Source organism: Herbidospora sp. RD11066, assembly GCF_054661255.1.
Genome location: NZ_BAAGDO010000004.1, coordinates 468,539 through 487,620 on the forward strand (window position 1 = coordinate 468,539; position 19,082 = coordinate 487,620).

Annotated in this window: 16 protein-coding genes; 8 read left to right on the forward strand and 8 right to left on the reverse strand. The window is 71.3% G+C overall.

The features are described from left to right. The first annotated feature begins 18 nt into the window (after positions 1-18). Genes ACYQ78_RS18880 through ACYQ78_RS18895 form a run of 4 tightly spaced genes read left to right on the forward strand, consistent with a single transcriptional unit; the run spans position 19 to position 5,841 of the window. A complete protein-coding gene (locus ACYQ78_RS18880; RefSeq protein WP_459802162.1) occupies positions 19-702 on the forward strand; it encodes a response regulator transcription factor in 684 nt (227 codons plus the stop codon). Next, complete coding sequence (locus tag ACYQ78_RS18885; protein ID WP_459802163.1) at positions 703-2,016, forward strand: sensor histidine kinase; 1,314 nt, start codon at positions 703-705, stop codon at positions 2,014-2,016. Between the two features lie 9 nt (positions 2,017-2,025). After that, positions 2,026-5,100, forward strand: coding sequence for a BTAD domain-containing putative transcriptional regulator (locus ACYQ78_RS18890; protein ID WP_459802164.1), 3,075 nt, complete (start codon positions 2,026-2,028; stop codon positions 5,098-5,100). Positions 5,101-5,142: 42 nt separating this feature from the next. Then, positions 5,143-5,841: an oxygen-binding di-iron domain-containing protein gene (locus tag ACYQ78_RS18895; RefSeq protein ID WP_459802165.1), complete on the forward strand. Its 699-nt coding sequence runs from the start codon at positions 5,143-5,145 to the stop codon at positions 5,839-5,841. Here ACYQ78_RS18895 and ACYQ78_RS18900 read toward each other — a convergent pair. Genes ACYQ78_RS18900 through ACYQ78_RS18915 form a run of 4 tightly spaced genes read right to left on the reverse strand, consistent with a single transcriptional unit; the run spans position 5,838 to position 8,227 of the window. Then, positions 5,838-6,431: a TetR/AcrR family transcriptional regulator gene (locus tag ACYQ78_RS18900; RefSeq protein WP_459802166.1), complete on the reverse strand. Its 594-nt coding sequence runs from the start codon at positions 6,429-6,431 to the stop codon at positions 5,838-5,840. The genes ACYQ78_RS18895 and ACYQ78_RS18900 overlap by 4 nt on opposite strands. Positions 6,432-6,436: 5 nt before the next feature. Continuing rightward, positions 6,437-6,814, reverse strand: coding sequence for an alpha/beta fold hydrolase (locus tag ACYQ78_RS18905; RefSeq protein ID WP_459802167.1), 378 nt, complete (start codon positions 6,812-6,814; stop codon positions 6,437-6,439). A 16-nt stretch (positions 6,815-6,830) separates the two neighbouring features. Next, a complete protein-coding gene (locus ACYQ78_RS18910; RefSeq protein WP_459802168.1) occupies positions 6,831-7,466 on the reverse strand; it encodes a YdcF family protein in 636 nt (211 codons plus the stop codon). Further along, the gene (locus ACYQ78_RS18915; RefSeq protein ID WP_459802169.1) at positions 7,463-8,227 is read right to left on the reverse strand and encodes a GntR family transcriptional regulator; all 765 of its coding nucleotides are present in this window, start codon (positions 8,225-8,227) and stop codon (positions 7,463-7,465) included. The genes ACYQ78_RS18910 and ACYQ78_RS18915 overlap by 4 nt, the downstream gene beginning before the upstream one ends. A 102-nt stretch (positions 8,228-8,329) precedes the next feature. Between ACYQ78_RS18915 and ACYQ78_RS18920 the strand changes: the two genes are divergently transcribed. After that, positions 8,330-8,725 carry an ATP-binding protein gene (locus ACYQ78_RS18920; protein WP_459802170.1) on the forward strand — a complete coding sequence of 132 codons (396 nt, stop codon included), beginning with the start codon at positions 8,330-8,332 and terminating at the stop codon, positions 8,723-8,725. On the opposite strand, the gene ACYQ78_RS18925 is transcribed toward ACYQ78_RS18920, so the two are convergent. After that, the gene (locus tag ACYQ78_RS18925; protein ID WP_459802171.1) at positions 8,722-9,651 is read right to left on the reverse strand and encodes an alpha/beta fold hydrolase; all 930 of its coding nucleotides are present in this window, start codon (positions 9,649-9,651) and stop codon (positions 8,722-8,724) included. The genes ACYQ78_RS18920 and ACYQ78_RS18925 overlap by 4 nt on opposite strands. Positions 9,652-9,783: 132 nt before the next feature. Between ACYQ78_RS18925 and glgX the strand changes: the two genes are divergently transcribed. The 3 genes from glgX to treZ are packed head-to-tail and all read left to right on the forward strand — an operon-like array spanning position 9,784 to position 15,781. Then, a complete protein-coding gene (glgX, locus tag ACYQ78_RS18930) occupies positions 9,784-11,880 on the forward strand; it encodes a glycogen debranching protein GlgX (protein ID WP_459802172.1) in 2,097 nt (698 codons plus the stop codon). Between the two features lie 38 nt (positions 11,881-11,918). After that, positions 11,919-14,099, forward strand: a complete 2,181-nt coding sequence (gene treY / locus ACYQ78_RS18935) for a malto-oligosyltrehalose synthase (RefSeq protein ID WP_459802173.1) — start codon at positions 11,919-11,921, stop codon at positions 14,097-14,099. A gap of 2 nt (positions 14,100-14,101) precedes the next feature. After that, complete coding sequence (treZ, locus tag ACYQ78_RS18940; RefSeq protein ID WP_459802174.1) at positions 14,102-15,781, forward strand: malto-oligosyltrehalose trehalohydrolase; 1,680 nt, start codon at positions 14,102-14,104, stop codon at positions 15,779-15,781. On the opposite strand, the gene ACYQ78_RS18945 is transcribed toward treZ, so the two are convergent. The 3 genes from ACYQ78_RS18945 to ACYQ78_RS18955 are packed head-to-tail and all read right to left on the reverse strand — an operon-like array spanning position 15,768 to position 19,035. Next, positions 15,768-17,570, reverse strand: a complete 1,803-nt coding sequence (locus ACYQ78_RS18945) for an alkyl/aryl-sulfatase (RefSeq protein ID WP_459802417.1) — start codon at positions 17,568-17,570, stop codon at positions 15,768-15,770. The genes treZ and ACYQ78_RS18945 overlap by 14 nt on opposite strands. 38 nt (positions 17,571-17,608) lie before the next feature. Then, positions 17,609-18,550, reverse strand: a complete 942-nt coding sequence (locus ACYQ78_RS18950) for a YbgA family protein (RefSeq protein ID WP_459802175.1) — start codon at positions 18,548-18,550, stop codon at positions 17,609-17,611. Then, complete coding sequence (locus ACYQ78_RS18955; protein ID WP_459802176.1) at positions 18,547-19,035, reverse strand: RNA polymerase sigma factor; 489 nt, start codon at positions 19,033-19,035, stop codon at positions 18,547-18,549. Before ACYQ78_RS18955 ends, ACYQ78_RS18950 begins: the two co-directional genes overlap by 4 nt. Positions 19,036-19,082: the final 47 nt, after the last annotated feature.

Below are 19,082 nucleotides of genomic sequence, written 5' to 3' on the forward strand. Positions count from 1 at the left end.
GTCGTAACGTGTGGGGCCATGGCGACGGTTCTGGTGGTGGAGGACGACGAGTTCGTCCGGTCGGCGATCATCCGCGATCTGAGTGGCCGCAGCCACGCCGTGCGCAGTGCGGGGGGCGCCCTCGACGCCTTACGCGACATCGCGCACTTCCCGCCCGACGTGGTGGTGCTGGATCTCGGGCTGCCCGATCTCGACGGCGCCGAGGCGCTGAAGATGCTGCGGGCCATCTCCGACGTGCCGGTCATCATCGCCACCGCGCGGGACGACGAGGCCGAGATCGTCAGGCTGCTCCAGGACGGCGCCGACGACTACCTCGTCAAGCCGTTCTCCGGTGACCATCTCAACGCGCGCATCGAGGCGGTGCTGCGGCGGGCCAGGACCACCCCGGCGTCGGCGGCGATCCGGGTGGGCGGGCTGACCGTCGATCCGAACCGGCGGGAGGCGGCGCTCGACGGCAGGCCGCTGGAGCTGACCCGGCGGGAGTTCGACCTGCTGGCCTATCTGGGCGCCCGGCCCGACCGGGTGGTGTCGCGGAAGGAACTGCTGACCGAGGTGTGGCGGCAGTCGTACGGCGACGACCAGACCATAGACGTGCACCTGTCGTGGCTGCGGCGCAAGCTGGGGGAGAGCGCGTCGAACCCCCGCTACATCCATACGGTCCGGGGGGTCGGGGTCCGCCTCAGTGCGCCGGGCGCCGCATAGATGCGCAGGAGCCTGGCGCTCGTCGCCGTCGCCGTGACGGCGATGGTCGCGCTCGCGTTCCTGGTCCCCCTCGCCGCCGCCGTGAAGCAGGCCGCCGAGAGCAGGGCGCTCAACGACGCCGAGCGGCAGGCCAGCATGATCGTCCCGGCGCTGGTCGTCACCAGCGATCCCAAGCGGCTCGAACCGGCGCTGGCCAGCACCGACGCGGGCGGCGCCGACCGGCTCGCGGTCCATCTCGAAGGCGCGGTCGCCGGATATCCGCGGGTCGACGGGCTCGACCTGGCCACCGTCCGGGCCCAGACGATCAAGGTTCCCGGCGGGTTCGCGCTGCTCCGCCCGGTCGCGCTCGACCGGGGGAGAAGGGCGGTCATCGAGGTGTACGTCCCGGACGCCGCCCTCGGTAAAGGGGTCGCGGCCTCCTGGGCGATCCTCACCGGGGTGGCCGTGGCGCTGGTCGCGGGCTCCGTCGTGGTGGCCGACCGGCTGGGCGCCCGGATGGTGCGGGCGACCCGGTCGCTGGGCGCCGCCGCGAGCGCCCTCGGCACCGGTGACCTGTCGGTGCGCATCACCCCGGCCGGGCCGCCGGAGCTGGTCGCCGCCGGGCAGGCGTTCAACACCATGGCCGACCAGGTCGCCGGGCTGCTCGCCGCCGAACGGGAACTGGCCGCCGACCTCTCCCACCGGCTGCGCACCCCGCTGACCGCGCTCCGGCTGCACGTCGGCAGCCAGGGCCCGGCCGCCGAGCAGGTCGACCGGCTCGAACGCGAGGTCGACGCCATCATCGAGACCGCCCGGCGTCCGGCCCGTCCGGCGGCGAAGGGGTGCGACGCCGCCGCCGTGCTGAAGGAGCGGCTCGCCTTCTGGTCGGCGCTGGCCGAAGACCAGGCCAGGCCCTGGGATCTGTACGGCACCGAGGAGCCCGCCAGGGTCCCGGTCGCGGCGGCCGACCTGAGCGCGGTCATCGACGCCACCCTCGGCAACGTCTTCCGGCACACCCCGGAGCGCACCGCCTTCACCGTCACCCTGCACCAGGGGTCTGGCATGGTCGGCATCCTCATCGCCGACGCCGGGCCGGGCATCGACGACCCGGCGGGCGCGCTGAAGCGCGGCCACAGCGGCGCCGGGTCGACCGGCCTCGGGCTGGACATCGCCCGCCGCCTGGCCGAGTCGACGGGCGGTCACCTCAAGGTCGACCGGTCGCCGCTGGGCGGGGCGGCCATCCAGATCTGGCTGCGGACCACCGAGCGGAACGACGGTCCGCGCCCGGCGCGCCGGTTGCTGCGACGAGCCGGACATCAACCACCAATTCGGTAGAGTCCGCCCATGGAATTCCGGGTGCTCGGGCCCATCGCGGTGATCGGCGCCGACGGCGTCGCCCTCGACATCGGACCGCTCCAACAGCGTTCGGTGCTGGCGCTCTGCCTGCTGGCCTCGCCCCGGCCGGTGACCGTGACGCGCATCATCGACGCCCTGTGGGACGAGTCGCCGCCCGCGAGCGCGGTCAACACCGTCCAGGCGTACATCTCGAAGCTGCGGCGGGCGCTCGAACCGAGCCGGTCGCGGCGGGGGACCGCCGCCGTGCTGGTCGGCCGGTCGGGCGGCTACGCCCTCGACATCCCCGACGCCGACGTCGACCTGCGCCGCGTCACCGCCCACGTCGACGAGGGGCGGCGGCTGCTCGGCGGGGGTGACGCGGGGAAGGCGGCCCGGGAGTTCCGGCTGGCGCTCAGCGAATGGCGGGGCGACGCGCTGACCGGGTTCGAGAACCTGGCCTGGGCCCGGGAGGAGCGCGTCGCGCTCGACGAACTGCGGTTGACCGTGGTCGAGGAGGCCAACGAGGCCGACCTCGCGCTTGGCCGGGGTTCGGAGCTGGTGCCCGAGCTGGTGCGGCTGGTGGCGGCGTACCCGACGAGAGAACGCGTCCGCCGTCACGCCGCGCACGCCCTCTACCAGGCGGGACGCCAGGCCGACGCGCTCGCCCTGCTGGCCGAGGGGCGGCGGGTGCTCGTCGACGAACTCGGGCTCGACCCCGATCCGCGCACCCGCGAGCTGGAGGCGCGGATCCTCTCCCAGGACGCCGCGCTCGCCCCGGCCGTGCCCGTGCGGATCGCCGCACCGCCCCCGGCGGAGGAGATCCTGGGCCGGTCGGCCGAGCTCGACCGGCTGGCCGCCGCCGTCGAGGCCCCGGGCCACCGGATCGTGCTGGTCGCCGGGGAGCCGGGTATCGGCAAGACCAGCCTGGTGGAGGCCGCAGCCCGCCGCGCGACCGGCGCGCGGGTCGTCGTCGGCCGCTGCTGGGACGGCGGTGGCGCGCCGCCGTTCTGGCCGTGGGTGCTCGCGCTGCGCGAACTGACCGGCCGCGACGGCGAACTCGCCGAGATCACCGCCGCCACCGGCGAGTTCCCCATGTACGAGGCCATCGCCCGCCTGGTCAACGCGGCCGGACCCACGGTCGTCGTGCTCGACGACCTCCAGTGGGCCGACGCCGCCTCGCTGCGCCTGCTCGACTTCCTGGCCAGCACGCGCTCGTGCCCCGGGCTGACGGTGCTGGCGACCTACCGGGACACCGAGGTCGGCGAGCCGCTGGCCCGCGCGCTGGCCGCGCTGCGCCGCCTGTCCTACGTCGAGGGCGTGACCCTGGGCGGGCTGCCCGAGGACGCGGTGGCCGAATACCTGGCCCGATCCGGCGCCGATCCGCTCCGGGCGGGGGTGGAGCTGCGGCGTACCGGCGGGAATCCGTTCTTCCTCGGCCTCGGCGACTCGCCCGGCGCGATGGCCGAGGTGCTGCGCGGCCGCCTGGCCGCCCTCCCGCCGGGAGCGCACGACGTGCTGAGCGCGGCGGCGCTGATCGGCCGGGAGGCTGAACTGGGCGTGCTGCTCGACGTGCTCGACCTGCCGCAGGACCAGGTGCTCGACGTGCTCGACGCGGCGGTGCAGGCACGGCTGCTCACCGAGCGGTCGCTGAGCTACACCTTCAGCCACGACATCGTGCGCGACGTGCTGCGCGACGGCCTGGCCCCGCTGCGCCGCCGCCGCATGCACGCCAAGGTCGCCGAGGTCCTGGAAGGCCGCGGCACCCAGCCGGGCGAACTGGCCTACCACTACCGTGAGGGCCTGGTCATCTCGGGGATGGCCACCAAGGCGATCACCTACGCCCGTGCCGCCGCCAAGCACGCCACCGGCCAGTTCGCCCATGAAGACGCCGCCCTCCACCTGGAGCACGCCGTCGCCCTCACGGGCCAGCTCCCCGTCACCGACCTCGCGCTCAAGTGCGACCTGCTCATCGAACTGGCCGAGGCGCTGACCGTGGCCGGCCTCAACTCACGCGTCCACCCGGTTCTCGACGAGGCCGTCACCGTCGCCGACGACCTGGGCGACGGCGAACGCCTCGCCCGCGCGGCGCTGGGCTTCTCCGACCCGCTGGTCTGGGCCATGTACGAGGAGCTCAACGCCACCGCCGTCCTGGTCGGGCGGATCGACCGGGCGCTGCGCGGGGCGGGGGCCCGCTGGCGCTCGATGCTGCTGTCGGCCGCCGCGATCATCGGCGCCTTCACCCGCCCGATGGACGCCAGCCGCGCGCTGGCCGCCCAGGCGATCGAGGAGGCCGCCGACGACCGCTCGCTGCTGCGCGCGCTGAGCGCGGCCGAACTCCTGTCACGGGGCGTGGCCTCCGTCGCCGAACGCGAGGCGCTGATCGCCCGGATGCGCGGCGCCACCGTCGACGTGGTCGACGAATGGCTGGTCCAGGAGGCGTGGTACGTCGAATTGTGGACCCAGGGCCGCTTCGACGAGGGCCTGCCGATCCTGGAGTGGCTGCGCCGGACCGCCGTCGACCTGCGCCGCCCGGCGCTCGCGGGCCTGGCCGGCTGGCAGGCCGCGATCCGGGCGTACATGCTCGGTGACCTGCGCCTGGCCGAGTCCGAGGCGGCGGAGGCCGCCCGCGCCCACCCCGAGGGCGGCCGGGGCCCGAAGTCCCGCGCCGACCTGATGCGCGCCCTGCGCCTGCGCGCGGAAGGGAATTCGGCGGCGGCCCTGGAGATCGACGGCCGGGAGCAGTTGTGGACGATCCTGCGCTGCGCCCTCCTGCTCGACGTCGGCCGGGAGGCGGAGTCGAGGGAGATCTTCGCCGCCCTGTCGCGCGACGGCTTCGCCGTGATGGTCGGCGACGTGGCCTACCGGGTCGTCCCCGACCTGCTCACCGAGCTCATCGTGGCCTTCGACGACAAGGAGGCGGCCGCCGCCCTCTACCCCCACCTGGAGGTCTGCACCGGACGCGTCCTCGGCTGGGCGATCGCCGACCGCTGCCTGGCCCGGCTCGCCCGGGTGCTGGGCCGCCCGGACGACGCCCTGGAACGCGCCGCCGACGATTTCGCGGCCAGGGCGGGCATGGTCAAGTAGGCAGCAAGAAACGGCCAAGCCGGGCGCGCGACGCTGGACGGCATGCTCGAACCCCATCGCATCGCCCCCGACACCATGCTGATCCCGCGCCTCATCCCGGCCGCCGACGGGTTCGGCTTCGTCAACACGATGGTGATCACGGGCCGGGAGCCGGTGCTGGTCGACACGGGCTCGGCCGTCCACCGCGACCAGTGGCGGGAGGACGTCTTCTCCGTGGTCGACCCGGCCGACGTCCGCTGGATCTTCCTCAGCCACGACGACGCCGACCACGTCGGCAACCTGACGACCGCCCTCGACCTGTGCCCCCGCGCGACCGTCGTGACCGGCCGCCTGCGCCACCCGCCCCTCGACCCCAGGCGCCGGATCCGCCACATCCGCGACGACGAGACCTGGCCGGCCGGCGACCGCACCCTCCGGGCCGTCCGCCCGCCCCTCTACGACGCCTCGGCGACGCTGGGCCTCTACGACGAGCGCACGGGCGTCTACTGGGCGGCCGACTGCTTCGGCGCCGTCGTCCCCACCCCCACGGCCGACGCCGCCGACCTCCCGGCCGACGAACACGTGGAGGCGGTGGGCCGCTTCGCGACGGGGCTGAGCCCGTGGCGGGCGTGGCTGGACCCGGTGGTCTTCGGTGGGTACGTCGACCAGGTCGCCGCCATGGAACTCACCGCCCTGGCCACCGCCCACGGCCCGACGATCACCGGGAACCGGATCAAACTCGCCTTCGACGCCCTGCGCTAGCGGAACAGCCGGTCGAGCCGGTAGTCGACGATGGCGACGGCCGCCTCGCGGCTGCGCTGCCCGCTGAGCACGCTGGTGGTCAGCCCGTTGGCGAGCGCGAGCAGACCGGCGACCTCCGCGCGCGGGTCGCGATCGGGGGAGATGCCGCCCGCCTGCTGGGCGGCGGTCAGCCGTGCGGTGAGGACGTTCTCCAGCGCGTCGGGCAGCGTGAGCCCGGCCGTGGCGAGGGCGGGGTCGGTGAGGGCGGCGGTGGAGTAGGCCGTCCAGGCCAGGGAGTCGAGCCTGCTCTGCTCGTCGAAGGGCAGGATCGTGCCGAGCACGGCGGCGAAGACGCCCCGTGCCGTCGGCTCGCCCATGGTCGCGGCCCGCTCCTTGAAGCGCCGGTCCATCCGCGCACCCAGTTCGGCGAGCCCCGATTCGAGCAGCGCCTGCTTGGTCTCGAAGTAGTACTGGACGACCCGCAGCGAGACCCCCGCCTCGGCCGCGACCTCCCGCATCGACACCGCCTGGAGCCCGCGCGTGCTCGCGATCCGCAGCAGCGCGTCGGTCAGCTGCCGCCGCCGTTCGTCGTGGTCGACCTGCCTGGGCATGCGCCTCAGTCCGTGCCGGGGAAGGCGAGAATCCGCCGCACGACCAGGTCGGGCGCCTCGACGGGCAGCGAATGCCCGGTGCCGGGCACGACCTCCACCCGCCACGCGGGCACGACCCCGGCCAGCCGCGCCGCCACCGCCGGGGAGTCGTGGAGCGAACTGCGCTCACCCAGCAGCACCTGGACGGGCACGGCCACCGCGCGGATCTCCTCATCGGTGTAGGGGGACGGGATGAGCACCCGCCGCCGGAACGACCACCCGGCCCGCATGAGCCGTACCAGCCCATCCTCGCGCAGCGCCCCGTTGTTCACGACGCCCGCCATGCGATGGCGTAAGGCCCGGGGGAGCACGGAGGCCAGCGCCCCGGCCGCCGCCCACCGCACGAACCGCCCGGAGATCCTAAACGATGAGGCGCCGGGTGAACCCGGCCGCGACCAGGCGGTCGAACGCGGCCCTGACGTCGTCGGGGAAGGGCTGTTCGACGGCGAACCCGCGTTCGGCGTACACGAGGATGCGCTGGGTGTCGCCGACGAGCATGTTGACCACCTTGTCCGGGTCGCCGATGGCGCGCAGGTAGTCGTCGAGCGCCAGCGGCAGCGACGAGCACCGCACGTCGAGGTCGGGCCAGCGCTTGCGGCACGTCGCGTAGGCCCGCCGCTGCTGGTAGGGACGCGACACGAGGATCGCCGAGCCGATCTCGCGGTCTCTCAGCAGCTCGCGGGTCAGGTCGATGTTCTCACCCGTGTTGGTGGCCGCCGTCTCGACGAGGATCGCCGCCTCGGGCACGCCCCGCGCCACGGCGTGCTCCCGGTAGTGGACGGCCTCGCCCCGGGGGAACCGCTCGACCGTGGTCGGTGCGTTGGCTCCGGTGAAGACGACCAGCGGGAACAGCCCCCGGTGGTAGAGGTCGGCGGTGTGGGTCGCCACCCCGAGGTCGTGGCTGCCCAGCCCGATGCCGACGTCGGCCGCGACCAGGTCGTGGTGCATGTCGTGGTAGTCCCAGAGGGTCTGCACGTCGGCTCGGATGGTGATCACTCCGGAATCGTGAAGGAGTACGACCAGGCGAACCGCGACGCCGCGTGGACGCCCTTGGCGTACTCCACCAGGCGGTCGTCCTGCGTGTACGTCCACCGGTGCAGCACCATCACGGGCTCGCCCGCGGGCAGCCGGAGCGTCGCCGCCTCGTCGGGGGTCGGCATCCGGGCGAAGATCGTCTCGTTGATGTGGTCGGGTTCCAGCCCGCGGCTGGTCATCACCCCGAAGCCGCCGCCCTGGCCCGCCCATCCGGGGGTCTCCTCGACGAGCGGGGTGCCGTCGACGTGCTCGGGCAGGTAGTAGCTGGTCAGGGTGTGGGTGGGCGAGCCGCCCTCGGTGATCAGCCGGGCCCGTTCGTAGACCGGCGCGTCGACCGGGATGCCGAAGGCGTCGGCGACGTCGACGGCGGCGGGGACGAGGCGGACCTTCTGGGTCTGGTCGCCCGGACTCCAGCTCCGCCCCGAGGCCGCCCGGTCGGCGGCGAAGGCCACCAGGCCGCTCTTCCACTTGCTCTTGGCGTAGCGCTCGACGCCCAGGCGCTTCATCGGCGGGTGGCTGCGGACGACCGTGCCCCGCCGCCGGACGGGCGTGACCAGGCCCTCCGCCTCCAGCAGCCCGATCGCCTCGCGGACGGTCTTGATGTTGACGCCGTGTTCCCGGGCCAGGTCCTCCTGCTTCGGCAGCGTGCTGTCCGGGGGGAAGTCTCCCCGCTGGATGCCGGCCCGGAGAAGGTCGGCCAGCTGCCGATAGCCCGTGCTCATCCGCAACTCCCTTGACGAAGGTGCCCAAATAGAACCAGCTCTATTGACTCCTTCGCAACGGTCAGTTTCGATAAGGCTGGTTCTATTCCGGAGGGTATCCAGTTGACGCGGGCGATCACGATCACGCTGCCGGGAATCGAGGCGGCCGTCCAGGTCGGACGGCACTGGGCGGAGCTGGTCCTGAAGACGGCCGGGTGCCGGTCGTCCGCCGACGCGACACTGCTCACCAGTGAGCTGGTCGCCAACGCCGTGCGGCATTCGCGGTCGGGCCGGGAGGGCGGCCGGGTGATGGTCGCGATCGACTTCCCGGAGGGTGAGTCGGCGCGCATCCAGGTCGTCGACGAGGGGGCGCCGACCTTTCCCAAGCCGGCGGAGCCCGACTTCAAGGCCGAATCGGGCCGGGGGCTGTGGCTCGTCGACATGATGTCGGCGTCGTGGGGAGTGCAGGAGCTCCCCGGTGATCGGCGGGCCGTGTGGATGCTCATGCCGATGAACTAGGTGCCGCTGGAGGTCTCCGGGGGGAAGGTGTGGCCGCTGCGGAGGAAGTCGCGCCACTTCTCCTGGTCGTATTTCTGGGGGTGGGTGTTCTTGATGAACTCCACGACCGTGTCGACGAAGCGGGCCGGCTGGTCGTGGTGGGGGAAGTGGCCGGTGCGGGGGAAGATCGCCAGGCGGCTGCCGGGCATGGCCTGGTGGGCGACGGTCGCGTGGGCGGCGGGGATCACGGTGTCGTTGGCGCCCCAGATGATCAGGGTGGGCATGCCCGCCGTCAGGTAACAGCGGTCGAGCATGGTGATGACCTGGCCGCGCATGTCGACCCCGGCCCGCAGGGTCCGGAGGAAGGCCTGGCGGGCGGTCATCGAGGTCAGGCCCTGATATCGGGCCAGCACGTGTTCGAAGTCGGGGCCCATCCGCAGCCCGCGCTTCAGCAGGGGGGCCGCCAGACGTACCAGACCCTGGACCGGCGCCGAGGTGGCGACGGCGAGGCCGGTCTCCGCGGCGAGGGGGCCGCTGGCGAGGCGGAGCAGGGGGTGGACCTCCCGGCCGACGCCGCCGCTGCTGACCAGGACCATCCGTTCGCAGCGCTCGGGGAACTGGTAGGCGAACTGCATCGCGATGCCGCCGCCCAGTGAGTGGCCGACGACGGTGACCTCGTCGACGCCGAGGACGCCGAGCAGGTCGCGCATGCCGCAGGCGTAGGCGGCCACGCCGTAGTCGGCCCGCGGTTTGTCGGAATCCCCGTGTCCGAGCAGGTCGGGGGCTATCACCGTGTGGTGCTCGGCCAGCATCGACATCACGGGTTTCCACGTCTCGGAGCTGTCGGCTATGCCGTGGATCAGCAACAAGGGCGGTCCGCCGCCGGCTATCCGGTAGGCCCGCCTGTACCCGTGAACGTCGAGGAAGCGCACCTCGCTACTGTCCATACAAGAGTGTTCTGCCAGGTTGTTGCCTGTTTGTAACGCGTCCGTTTCCCCACGAAACCGAGGTTTTCCCGGCCCGTGGGAGTAACTCGCGATATGCGGGCAAAGAGAGTTCCCGCGATGGAGCATATGAAGATGCGAGAGATCTGGCCGGGGGATCCTTATCCGCTCGGCGCGACATATGACGGCGCGGGCACCAACTTCGCGCTCTTCTCCGAGGTCGCCGACCGGGTGGACCTCTGCCTGTTCGACGACGAGGGCAACGAGGAGCCGGTGACCCTCAACGAGGTCGAAGGCCATGTCTGGCACTGTTACCTGCCGGGCATCCAGCCGGGTCAGCGGTACGGCTACCGCGTCCACGGACCCTACGACCCCAAGCAGGGCCAGCGCTGCAACCCCCACAAACTGCTCATCGACCCCTACGCCAAGGCCATCGAAGGCGCGGTGACGTGGGACCAGGCGGTCTACGGCTACACCTTCGGCGACCCGGCCAGCCGGGACGACAGCGACTCGGCCCCCTACGTCCCGAGAAGCGTGGTCATCAACCCGTTCTTCGGCTGGGGGCACGACCGGCCCCCGCAGACGCCCTACCACGACACGGTCATCTACGAGGCCCACGTCAGAGGGCTGACCATCCGGCATCCGGGGGTGCCCGACCGGATCAAGGGCAGCTACGCCGCCATCGGCCACCCGGCGATCATCGACCACCTGACCTCGCTCGGGGTCACCGCGATCGAGCTCATGCCGATCCACCAGTTCGTCACCGACCACATCCTCGAAAAGCGCGGCCTGTCGAACTACTGGGGCTACAACACCATCGGCTTCTTCGCCCCCCACAACGCCTACTCCTCCTCGGGGGAGCGCGGCGGGCAGGTGCTGGAGTTCAAGGCGATGGTCAAGGCCCTGCACGAAGCGGGGATCGAGGTCATCCTCGACGTCGTCTACAACCACACGGCCGAGGGCAACCACCTCGGGCCGACCCTCAGCATGCGCGGCATCGACAACGCCAACTACTACCGGCTGGTCGAGAGCGACAACCGCTACTACATGGACACCACGGGCACCGGCAACAGCCTGCTCATGCGGTCGCCGCACGCGCTCCAGCTCATCATGGACTCCCTGCGCTACTGGGTGACCGAGATGCACGTCGACGGGTTCCGCTTCGACCTCGCGTCGTCGCTGGCCCGGGAGCTCCACGACGTCGACCGGCTCTCCGCCTTCTTCGACCTCGTCCAGCAGGACCCGGTCCTCTCCCAGGTCAAGCTCATCGCCGAGCCCTGGGACGTCGGGCCCGGCGGCTACCAGGTCGGCAACTTCCCGGCCCGCTGGACCGAGTGGAACGGGCAGTACCGCGACACCATCCGCGACGTCTGGCGCGGCGAGCCCGCCCGGCTGCCCGAGTTCGCCTCCCGGCTCACCGGGTCGAGCGACCTCTACCAGCTCGACTCCCGCCGCCCGGCGGCCTCCATCAACTTCGTCACGTGCCACGACGGGTTCACGCTGGAGGACCTGGTCTCGTACAACGACAAGCACAACGAGGCCAACGGCGAGGAGAACCGCGACGGCGCGAACGACAACCGGTCGTGGAACTGCGGGGTCGAAGGCCCCGCGACCGGGCCGGTCGCGCAGCTCCGCGAGCAGCAGAAGCGCAACTTCCTGGCCACGCTGTTCCTCAGCCAGGGCGTGCCGATGCTCTCGCACGGCGATGAACTCGGGCGCACCCAGGGCGGCAACAACAACGCCTACTGCCAGGACAACGAGATCGCCTGGGTCGACTGGACCGAGAACTGGCTGTTCCTCGACTTCACCCGCCGCGTCTCCAAGCTCCGCCGCGAACACCCCGTCTTCCGCCGCCGCCGGTTCTTCTACGGCCGTCCGGTACGCGGCTCCGGCGACCCCCTGAGCGACATCGTCTGGCTGACCCCGGCCGGTACCGAGATGACCGACCCCGACTGGAACAACGGCTACGCCAAGGCCCTCGCGGTGTTCCTCAACGGCGAGGCCATCACCGAGCCCGACAGCCGTGGCCGCCGGATCGTCGACGACTCGTTCCTGCTGCTCTTCAACGCCCACTACGAGGCGATCGAGTTCACCATCCCCAATGACTACGGCGAGATGTGGGAGACCGAGCTCGACACCGCCATGCCCATCGCGACCGGCACGCGCATGTGCCGGGCGGGCGAGGCGGTGCCCGTCGCGGGCCGATCCGTGCGGGTTCTGCGTCGCTTGTGACGTTTCTGCACTCTGAGGAGCGGGGTAAGGGGCCCAACGTGACGTCGACCTACCGTGTCCAGCTCACGCCCGACTTCGGGTTCAAGGAGCTGCTCGAGCTGACCGGTTACCTGCGCGAACTCGGCGTCGGCGGCCTCTACCTCTCACCCACGCTGCAGGCGGTCGGCGCCTCGCAGCACGGCTACGACGTCACCGACCACTCCCGGGTCCGGGCCGAGTTCGGTGGCGTCGAGGGCCTGCGGGCGCTGGCCGGGCAGGGGTTCACGATCGTCGCCGACATCGTGCCCAACCACATGACGGTGCCGGTGCCCGAGTCGGCCAACGCCCAGCTCTGGTCGGTGCTCCGGCTCGGCCCCGAGTCGCCGCACGCCGCCTGGTTCGACCTCACCTTCCCGGTCGCGCTGCCGGTGCTGGGCGACGACCCCGAGTTCACCGTCGACGGTGAGGTGCTGCGCTACTGGGACCACGAGTTCCCGCTGCGCCCCGGCACCTCGGGCCTGCCGCTCGACGAGCTGCTCGACGCCCAGCACTACCGGCTCGTCCCCTGGACCGAACCGCCGGGCTACCGGCGGTTCTTCGACGTGTCGTCGCTGATCGGCGTGCGGGTCGAGGACAACGAGGTGTTCGAGGCCACCCACCGGGTCACCCTCGACCTGATCGCCGAGGGCGTCATCGACGGCCTGCGCGTCGACCACCCCGACGGCCTCGCCGACCCGCGCGGTTACCTGCGCCGACTCCGCGAGTTCACGTCGGTGCCGGTTTGGGTGGAGAAGATCGTCATCGGCCACGAACGCCTTCCGGCCGACTGGCCGTGCGAGGGCACGACCGGCTACGAGGCGCTCAACGCGATCACCCGGTTGTTCGTCGACCCGGCCGGCGCCGACAAGCTGGTCACGACCTTCACCCAGCGCACCGGCGTCTCGCCCGACTACGACGCCGTCCGCTACGAGGCGAAGAAGCAGGTGCTCTCGCTGTTCTTCACGGGCGAGGTCGACCGCCTCGAAAGCGCCCTCGGCGAACCCGGCCTCCGAGACGCCCTGGTCGAGATGCTCGCCGCCATGCCCGTCTACCGCGCCTATGTGAACCCGGGCGAACCCCCGCCGGCCGAGGCGGTCCGCATCATCGAGGCCGCCGCCGCCGAGGCGGGCCGCCGCACCGACCCCGGCGCCGTCGCCAGGGTCACCCACCAGGTCCTGTACGGCCCCAGCGAGGCCGTCACCCGTTTCCAGCAGACGTGTGGCCCGGTCATGGCGAAGGGCGTGGAGGACACCGCCCTCTACCGCTGGTTCCCGCTGGCCTGTCTCAACGAGGTCGGCGGCGAACCCGACCACTTCGCGGTCACCCCGGAGGAGTTCCACGCCTTCTGCGCCGTGATGACCCCGACCACCATGACCACCCTGTCGACCCACGACACCAAGCGGTCGGAGGACGTGCGGGCGCGCCTGGCCGTGCTGTCGGAGATCCCCGACGTGTGGGCCGACGCCGTCGAGTCGTGGAGCGGCCAGGTCAGGTTCGACCCGGCCCTCGACTACCTGGCCTGGCAGTCGCTCATGGCGGCCTGGCCGATCGACGTCGACAGGTTCACGAACTACCTGCTCAAGGCGGCCCGCGAGGCCAAGACCGCGATCTCGTGGGTCAGGCCCGACCCGGTCTACGAGGCCGGGCTGCGCGACTTCTGCCGCCGGGCCATCGAGGTCTGCGGCTTCTCGGTGGCGTCGTTCACCGCCGTCGTCGACCGTTACGCCCGCGCCAACTCGCTGGGCCAGAAGGTCGTGCAGCTGCTGATGCCGGGGATCCCCGACCTCTACCAGGGCAACGAGACCACCGACTTCTCCCTGGTCGACCCCGACAACCGCCGCCCGGTCGACTACGCCTACCGGCGGGCGCTGCTGGAGAACCCCGACGACACCTGGGACGGGCAGAAACTCCGCACCGTGACCGCCTGCCTACGTGTGAGAACTCGGTTTACGGCCAATGAGTCCTATGTCCCGATCGAGGCCGGCCGTAACGCCATCGCCTTCGCGCGCGGTGAAAAGGCGGTGGCCGTGGCGACGCGGCTGCCCGCCGCCCTGGAGCGGCGCGGCGGGTTCGGCGGCGACTCGATCATGTTGCCGCCGGGCCGGTGGGAGTGCGTGCTGACCGGCACCGAACACACCGGCCGGGTGCCCCTGGCCCACCTGCTCTCCCGTTTCCCCGTCGCCGTACTGGAAGGCAGATAGTCGTGTTCGAGGTGTGGGCCCCCACGGCAGACCGGGTCGAGATCGAGAGCGGCGGCGACCGCCGCGACCTGACGGGCGACGCCGGCTGGTGGCGCGGTCCCGGCCTGCCCCACAACACCGACTACGCCCTGTACGTCGACGGCGACGGCCCCTTCCCCGACCCGCGCACCCGCCGTCAGCCCGCCGGGGTCGAGGGTCCGAGTCGGGCCTACGACCACGCCCAGTTCACCTGGGGCGATCAGGACTGGCGGGGCAGGGACCTGCGCGGCGCGGTCATCTACGAACTCCACATCGGCACGTTCACCCACGAGGGCACCTTCACCTCGGCCATCGCCAAGCTCGACCACCTGATCGACCTCGGCGTCGATTTCATCGAGATCATGCCGGTGGCGCCCGTACCCGGGAAGCGGAACTGGGGCTACGACGGCGTCGACCTGTGGGCGGTGCGGGAGGACTACGGCGGCCCCGACGGGCTCAAGACGCTGGTCGACGCCTGCCACCGCAACGGCATCGGCGTGATCCTCGACGTCGTCTACAACCACCTCGGGCCGTCGGGGAACTACCTCAACAAGTTCGGGCCCTATTTACACGACTTCAAGGGCTCGTTCTGGGGCGACGCCGTCAACCTCGACGGGAAACACTCCGACGAGGTGCGCCGCTACTTCATCGACAACGCCCTCCAGTGGCTGCGTGACTACCACATCGACGGCCTGCGGCTCGACGCCGTGCACGCGCTGCACGACAAGCGGGCCGTCCACTTCCTGGAAGAACTGGCCGGTGAGGTCGAGGTGCTCGCGGCGATCCAGGGCCGGCCGCTGACGCTGATCGCCGAATCGGACCTCAACGACCCTGGCCTGATCACCCGCTTCGGCCTGCACGCCACCTGGAACGACGACGTCCACCACGCCATCCACTCCAACGTCACCGGCGAGACGCACGCCTACTACGCCGACTTCGGCGGCCCGGCCTCCCTGGCCAAGGTGCTGACCTCGGCCTACTTCCACGACGGGAGCTACTCGTCGTTCCGGGGACGCTCCCACGGCCGCCCGGCGGCGGGCCTGCCGGGGTGGCGGTTCGTGGTGTCCGCGCAGAACCACGACCAGATCGGCAACCGCCCCGAGGGCGACCGGATGACGATCGACCAGCTCTGGGTCGCGTCGGGCCTGCTGCTGACATCGCCCTTCACCCCCATGCTGTTCATGGGCGAGGAATGGGGCGCCTCGACGCCCTTCTATTTCTTCACCGACCATTTCGATCCGGCCCTTTCCTCGAACGAGGGAGAACGCAGGGAAAGAGAGTTCCAGGATTTCGGGTACGACTGGAAGGCGCCCGATCCGCAGGACGAACTCACGTTCCGGAGATCGAAACTCAATTGGGCCGAGAACACCGAAGAGGAACACGGCGCGCTGCTCGGCTGGTATCGCGATCTGATCGCGCTGCGTAAATCACACCCCGATCTGGCCGACCCCCGGTTCGAACTCGTCAAGGTCGACTACGACGACGACCGTCACTGGGTGGTGATCGAACGCGGCTCGATCCGCATCGCCGCCAACCTGGGCGAGACCTCGGTCCCGGTGCGGGTGCCCGAGGGACGCGTGCTCCTGGCCTCGGACGAAGCGATCTCGCTGTCGGGCCAGGACCTCTACCTGCCCCCACAGTCACTCGCCGTCATTCAGGTGTGACGATCGCGAAGTCGGGCTTCGGGTCGTCGAGGAGGCGGAGCAGCCGGGTCAGTACCTCCAAGTCGCCTTCGTGGTCGCCGGGGGTCTGACCGCGCAACACGGAGAGGAACTCCGGTTTGCTCAGGCGGAGGCGGAGGTCCGCCTGGGCGCCGGGGGCCGCCGGGCCGACGATCAGGGCGCCGTTGGACAGGACCGTCCGGCGGTGCTCGCCGGTGTCGGTGAGGTTCCAGTCGATCGACAGGGACTCGTTCCAGGACTTCGGGCCGTTGACCCTGATCGCGACGGCGTCGAGCAGCTGGTCGAGACTGAGGGCGGTCAGCACGTCGGGGGAGGCCGTCTCCGGGCCCGACGCGAGGGCGCGGCGGGCGGTCAGTTCGAGGGCGCCGGTCAGGTAGAAGTTGCGCCAGGTGCCGTTCTCGGCGCCCTGGCCGAGACGGGTGTAGACCTCGGTCAGCCGGCGGCGGGCCTCGTTGTGGCCGGGGGCGGCGAAGACCGCGTGGTTGAGCAGGGTCGCGGCGAAGCGCAGGTCGCCGTCCTGGATGTAGCGGGTGGCGATGGCGACGGTGGCGTCGGGGCCGCCCAGGCATTCGACGTAGCGGCGGGCCTGTTCGACCGGCGGGTGTTCCCACAGGTGGGCCGGGTTGCCGTCGAACCAGCCGAGGTAGCGCTGGTAGATCGCCTTCACGTTGTGGCTGACCGAGCCGTAGTAGCCCCGGGTGCTCCACGTCGTCTCCAGGCCGGGCGGGAGCTCCATCTTCTCCGCGATCTCCGAGCCGGTCAGGCCCTGGTTCATCAGGCGGAGGGTCTGGTCGTGGAGGTAGGCGTACAGGTCGCGCTGGTCGCGCAGGAAATGGGTGATCGCCTCGCGGCCCCAGGTGGGCCAGTGGTGGGAGGCGAAGGCGACGTCGGCGTGGTCGCCGAACAGGTCGATGGCCTGCGCGAGGTAGCGCGACCAGACCCGGGCGTCCCGGACGACGGCTCCGCGCAGGGTCAGGATGTTGTGCTGGTTGTGGGTGGCGTTCTCGGCCAGGCACAGCGCTTTCTTCTCCGGGAACAGGAAGTTCATCTCGGCGGGGGCCTCGGTGCCGGGGGTGAGCTGGAAGACGATCCGCACCCCGTCGACCGTTTCGAGCTGGCCTGTGGTGGTGACGTCGATCGTCGGCGGGAGCAGGCCGATCGTGCCCATCGAGGTCGCCAGGCCCAGGCCGCAGCCGATCTGGCCCTCGGGCGACACGGGGAGGGCGGCGCCGTACATGTAGGCGCCCCGGCGGGTCATGGCGGTGCCGGCGTAGACGTTCTCGGCGACCGCGTGCTCCATGAACCCGGCCGGGGCGATGATCGGGACGTCCCGGCCGTCGGTGACGCCGCGCACGCCGCCGTAGTGGTCGACGTGGGAGTGGGTGTAGATCACGCCGGTGACCGGGCGGTCGCCCCGGTGCTCGCGGTAGAGGTTCAGCGCCGCCTCGGCGCACTCGGCGGAGATGAGCGGGTCGACGACGATCACGCCGCGCTCGCCCTCGACGAGGGTCATGTTCGACAGGTCGAGGCCGCGCACCTGGTAGACGCCGCCGGTCACCTCGTAGAGACCCTGCCGGGCGCAGAGCTGACCCTGCCGCCAGAGGCTCGGATTCGCCGTGGCGGGGGCCTCGGCGTCGAGGAAGCGGTAGGCGTCGGCGTTCCAGACGATCCGGCCATCGGCGGCCCTGATGACGCCGGGGTCGAGGCGGGCCACGAAGCCCCGGTCGGCGTTGTCGAAGTCGATGCGGTCGTGGAACGGAAGGTCGGCCATGAAACCGGCCATGCCCTGACAAAAGTAACGCTACGGGTCTAATTCGGTACGTGGTTCCGCAGCCGCAGGTCCGCCGGGAACGGCGCGAAGAACGTCTGATCTTGGACGTATTCCGCCGCCTCCCCCTTCGCATGGTGCAGCAGCAGCGTCATCGGCACGGCGATGGCCACCTGGTGGCCCTGGTAGGCGTCGATCACCTCGACGAGGTCGGCCCGCCGGGCGTCGTCGAGCGCGTGGCCGACCATGCCCAGGCAGTGGTGCAGCGCGTTGACGTTGCGGCCGATCGTCGACTTGCGGGACATGATGCTCTGGAACGCGACCGTGTAGTCCCTCTCCAGTTCCTCGCGCGGCGCGCTGCCCGCCCGGGAGACCACCCGCCCGGCGACCCGATAACCCTCGGGGTCGTGGGCGAGCAGCTGCATCTTGTGGCGTGAGTGGAAGCCGACCAGGTCACGCGGCTTCCAGTCGTCGGTGAACAGCTCGCGCAGCCGGGCGTGCGCGAAGATCCGCTCGACGAACTGCTCCCGGAGCACGGCGTCGTTGAGGCGGCCCTCGTCTTCGGCGGGCAGCAGGGGATAGGTCTCGATGATCTTCTGGGCGAACACGCCCCGGGTGCGGCGGGCGGGGTGGTCGTTGGCGTCGTACACGGGAATGCCGTGGATGCCGCACGACGGGCTCTTCGACTTGAAGACGTAGCCGTCGACCTCAAGAGTGGCGATGCGGCGGTCGGTGACCTCGCGCATGGTCGCCGTCAGGTCGACCCGGCTCTTGCGCAGCATCAGGCGCTCGCCGTGCTCGCCCTCTTCCAGGCGGAGGGTCTCGCGCGGGGTGCCCAGTCCGGCCTCGACCTCGGGGCAGAACGGCACCCAGTCGACGTGGCCGTCGAGCTCACCGGCGAGGAAGCGGTCGCGGCTGTGCCCGCCGTTGAACCTGACCGGCTCACCGATGAGGCAACTCGACACCCCGATCCGCGGCCTCATGCGGCCTCGGTCAGAACGGAGTTGAGTTTGTGCAGCGCCCGCGCGGTGCGCGCCTTGACGGTGCCCAGCGGCACGTCGAGCCGCTCGGCGATCTCGCGCTGGGTCAGGTCGCCGTAGTAGGCCAGGGTGATCGCCTCGCGCTGCACCTCGGGCAGGTGGCGCAGGGCGCGGCGGACCTGGTCGCGGTCGTCGAGGCAGCGGGCCGGGTCGACGTGGTCACTCGGCTCGGGCACCACGTCGAGCGGCACCGTCGCCGGATGGCGGGCCCGCAGGTAGTCGATCGCCCGGTTGCGGGCGATGCCGAGCACCCAGCCCTCCAGGCTGCGGCTCGGGTCGTAGCGGCGCCGCGACCGCCAGACCTCGCCGAACACGACCTGCAGGACGTCTTCGACGTCCTGCAGCGGGACGAAGTGGCGGAGATAGCCGCGGACCAGCGGCGCGTGGTTCCGGTAGCACTCCGTCACCGTCATCTCGTCGCCGTCCATGAGACCTCCCCGAACTGAGAACTTACTCAAAACCTATTCACTCTCAG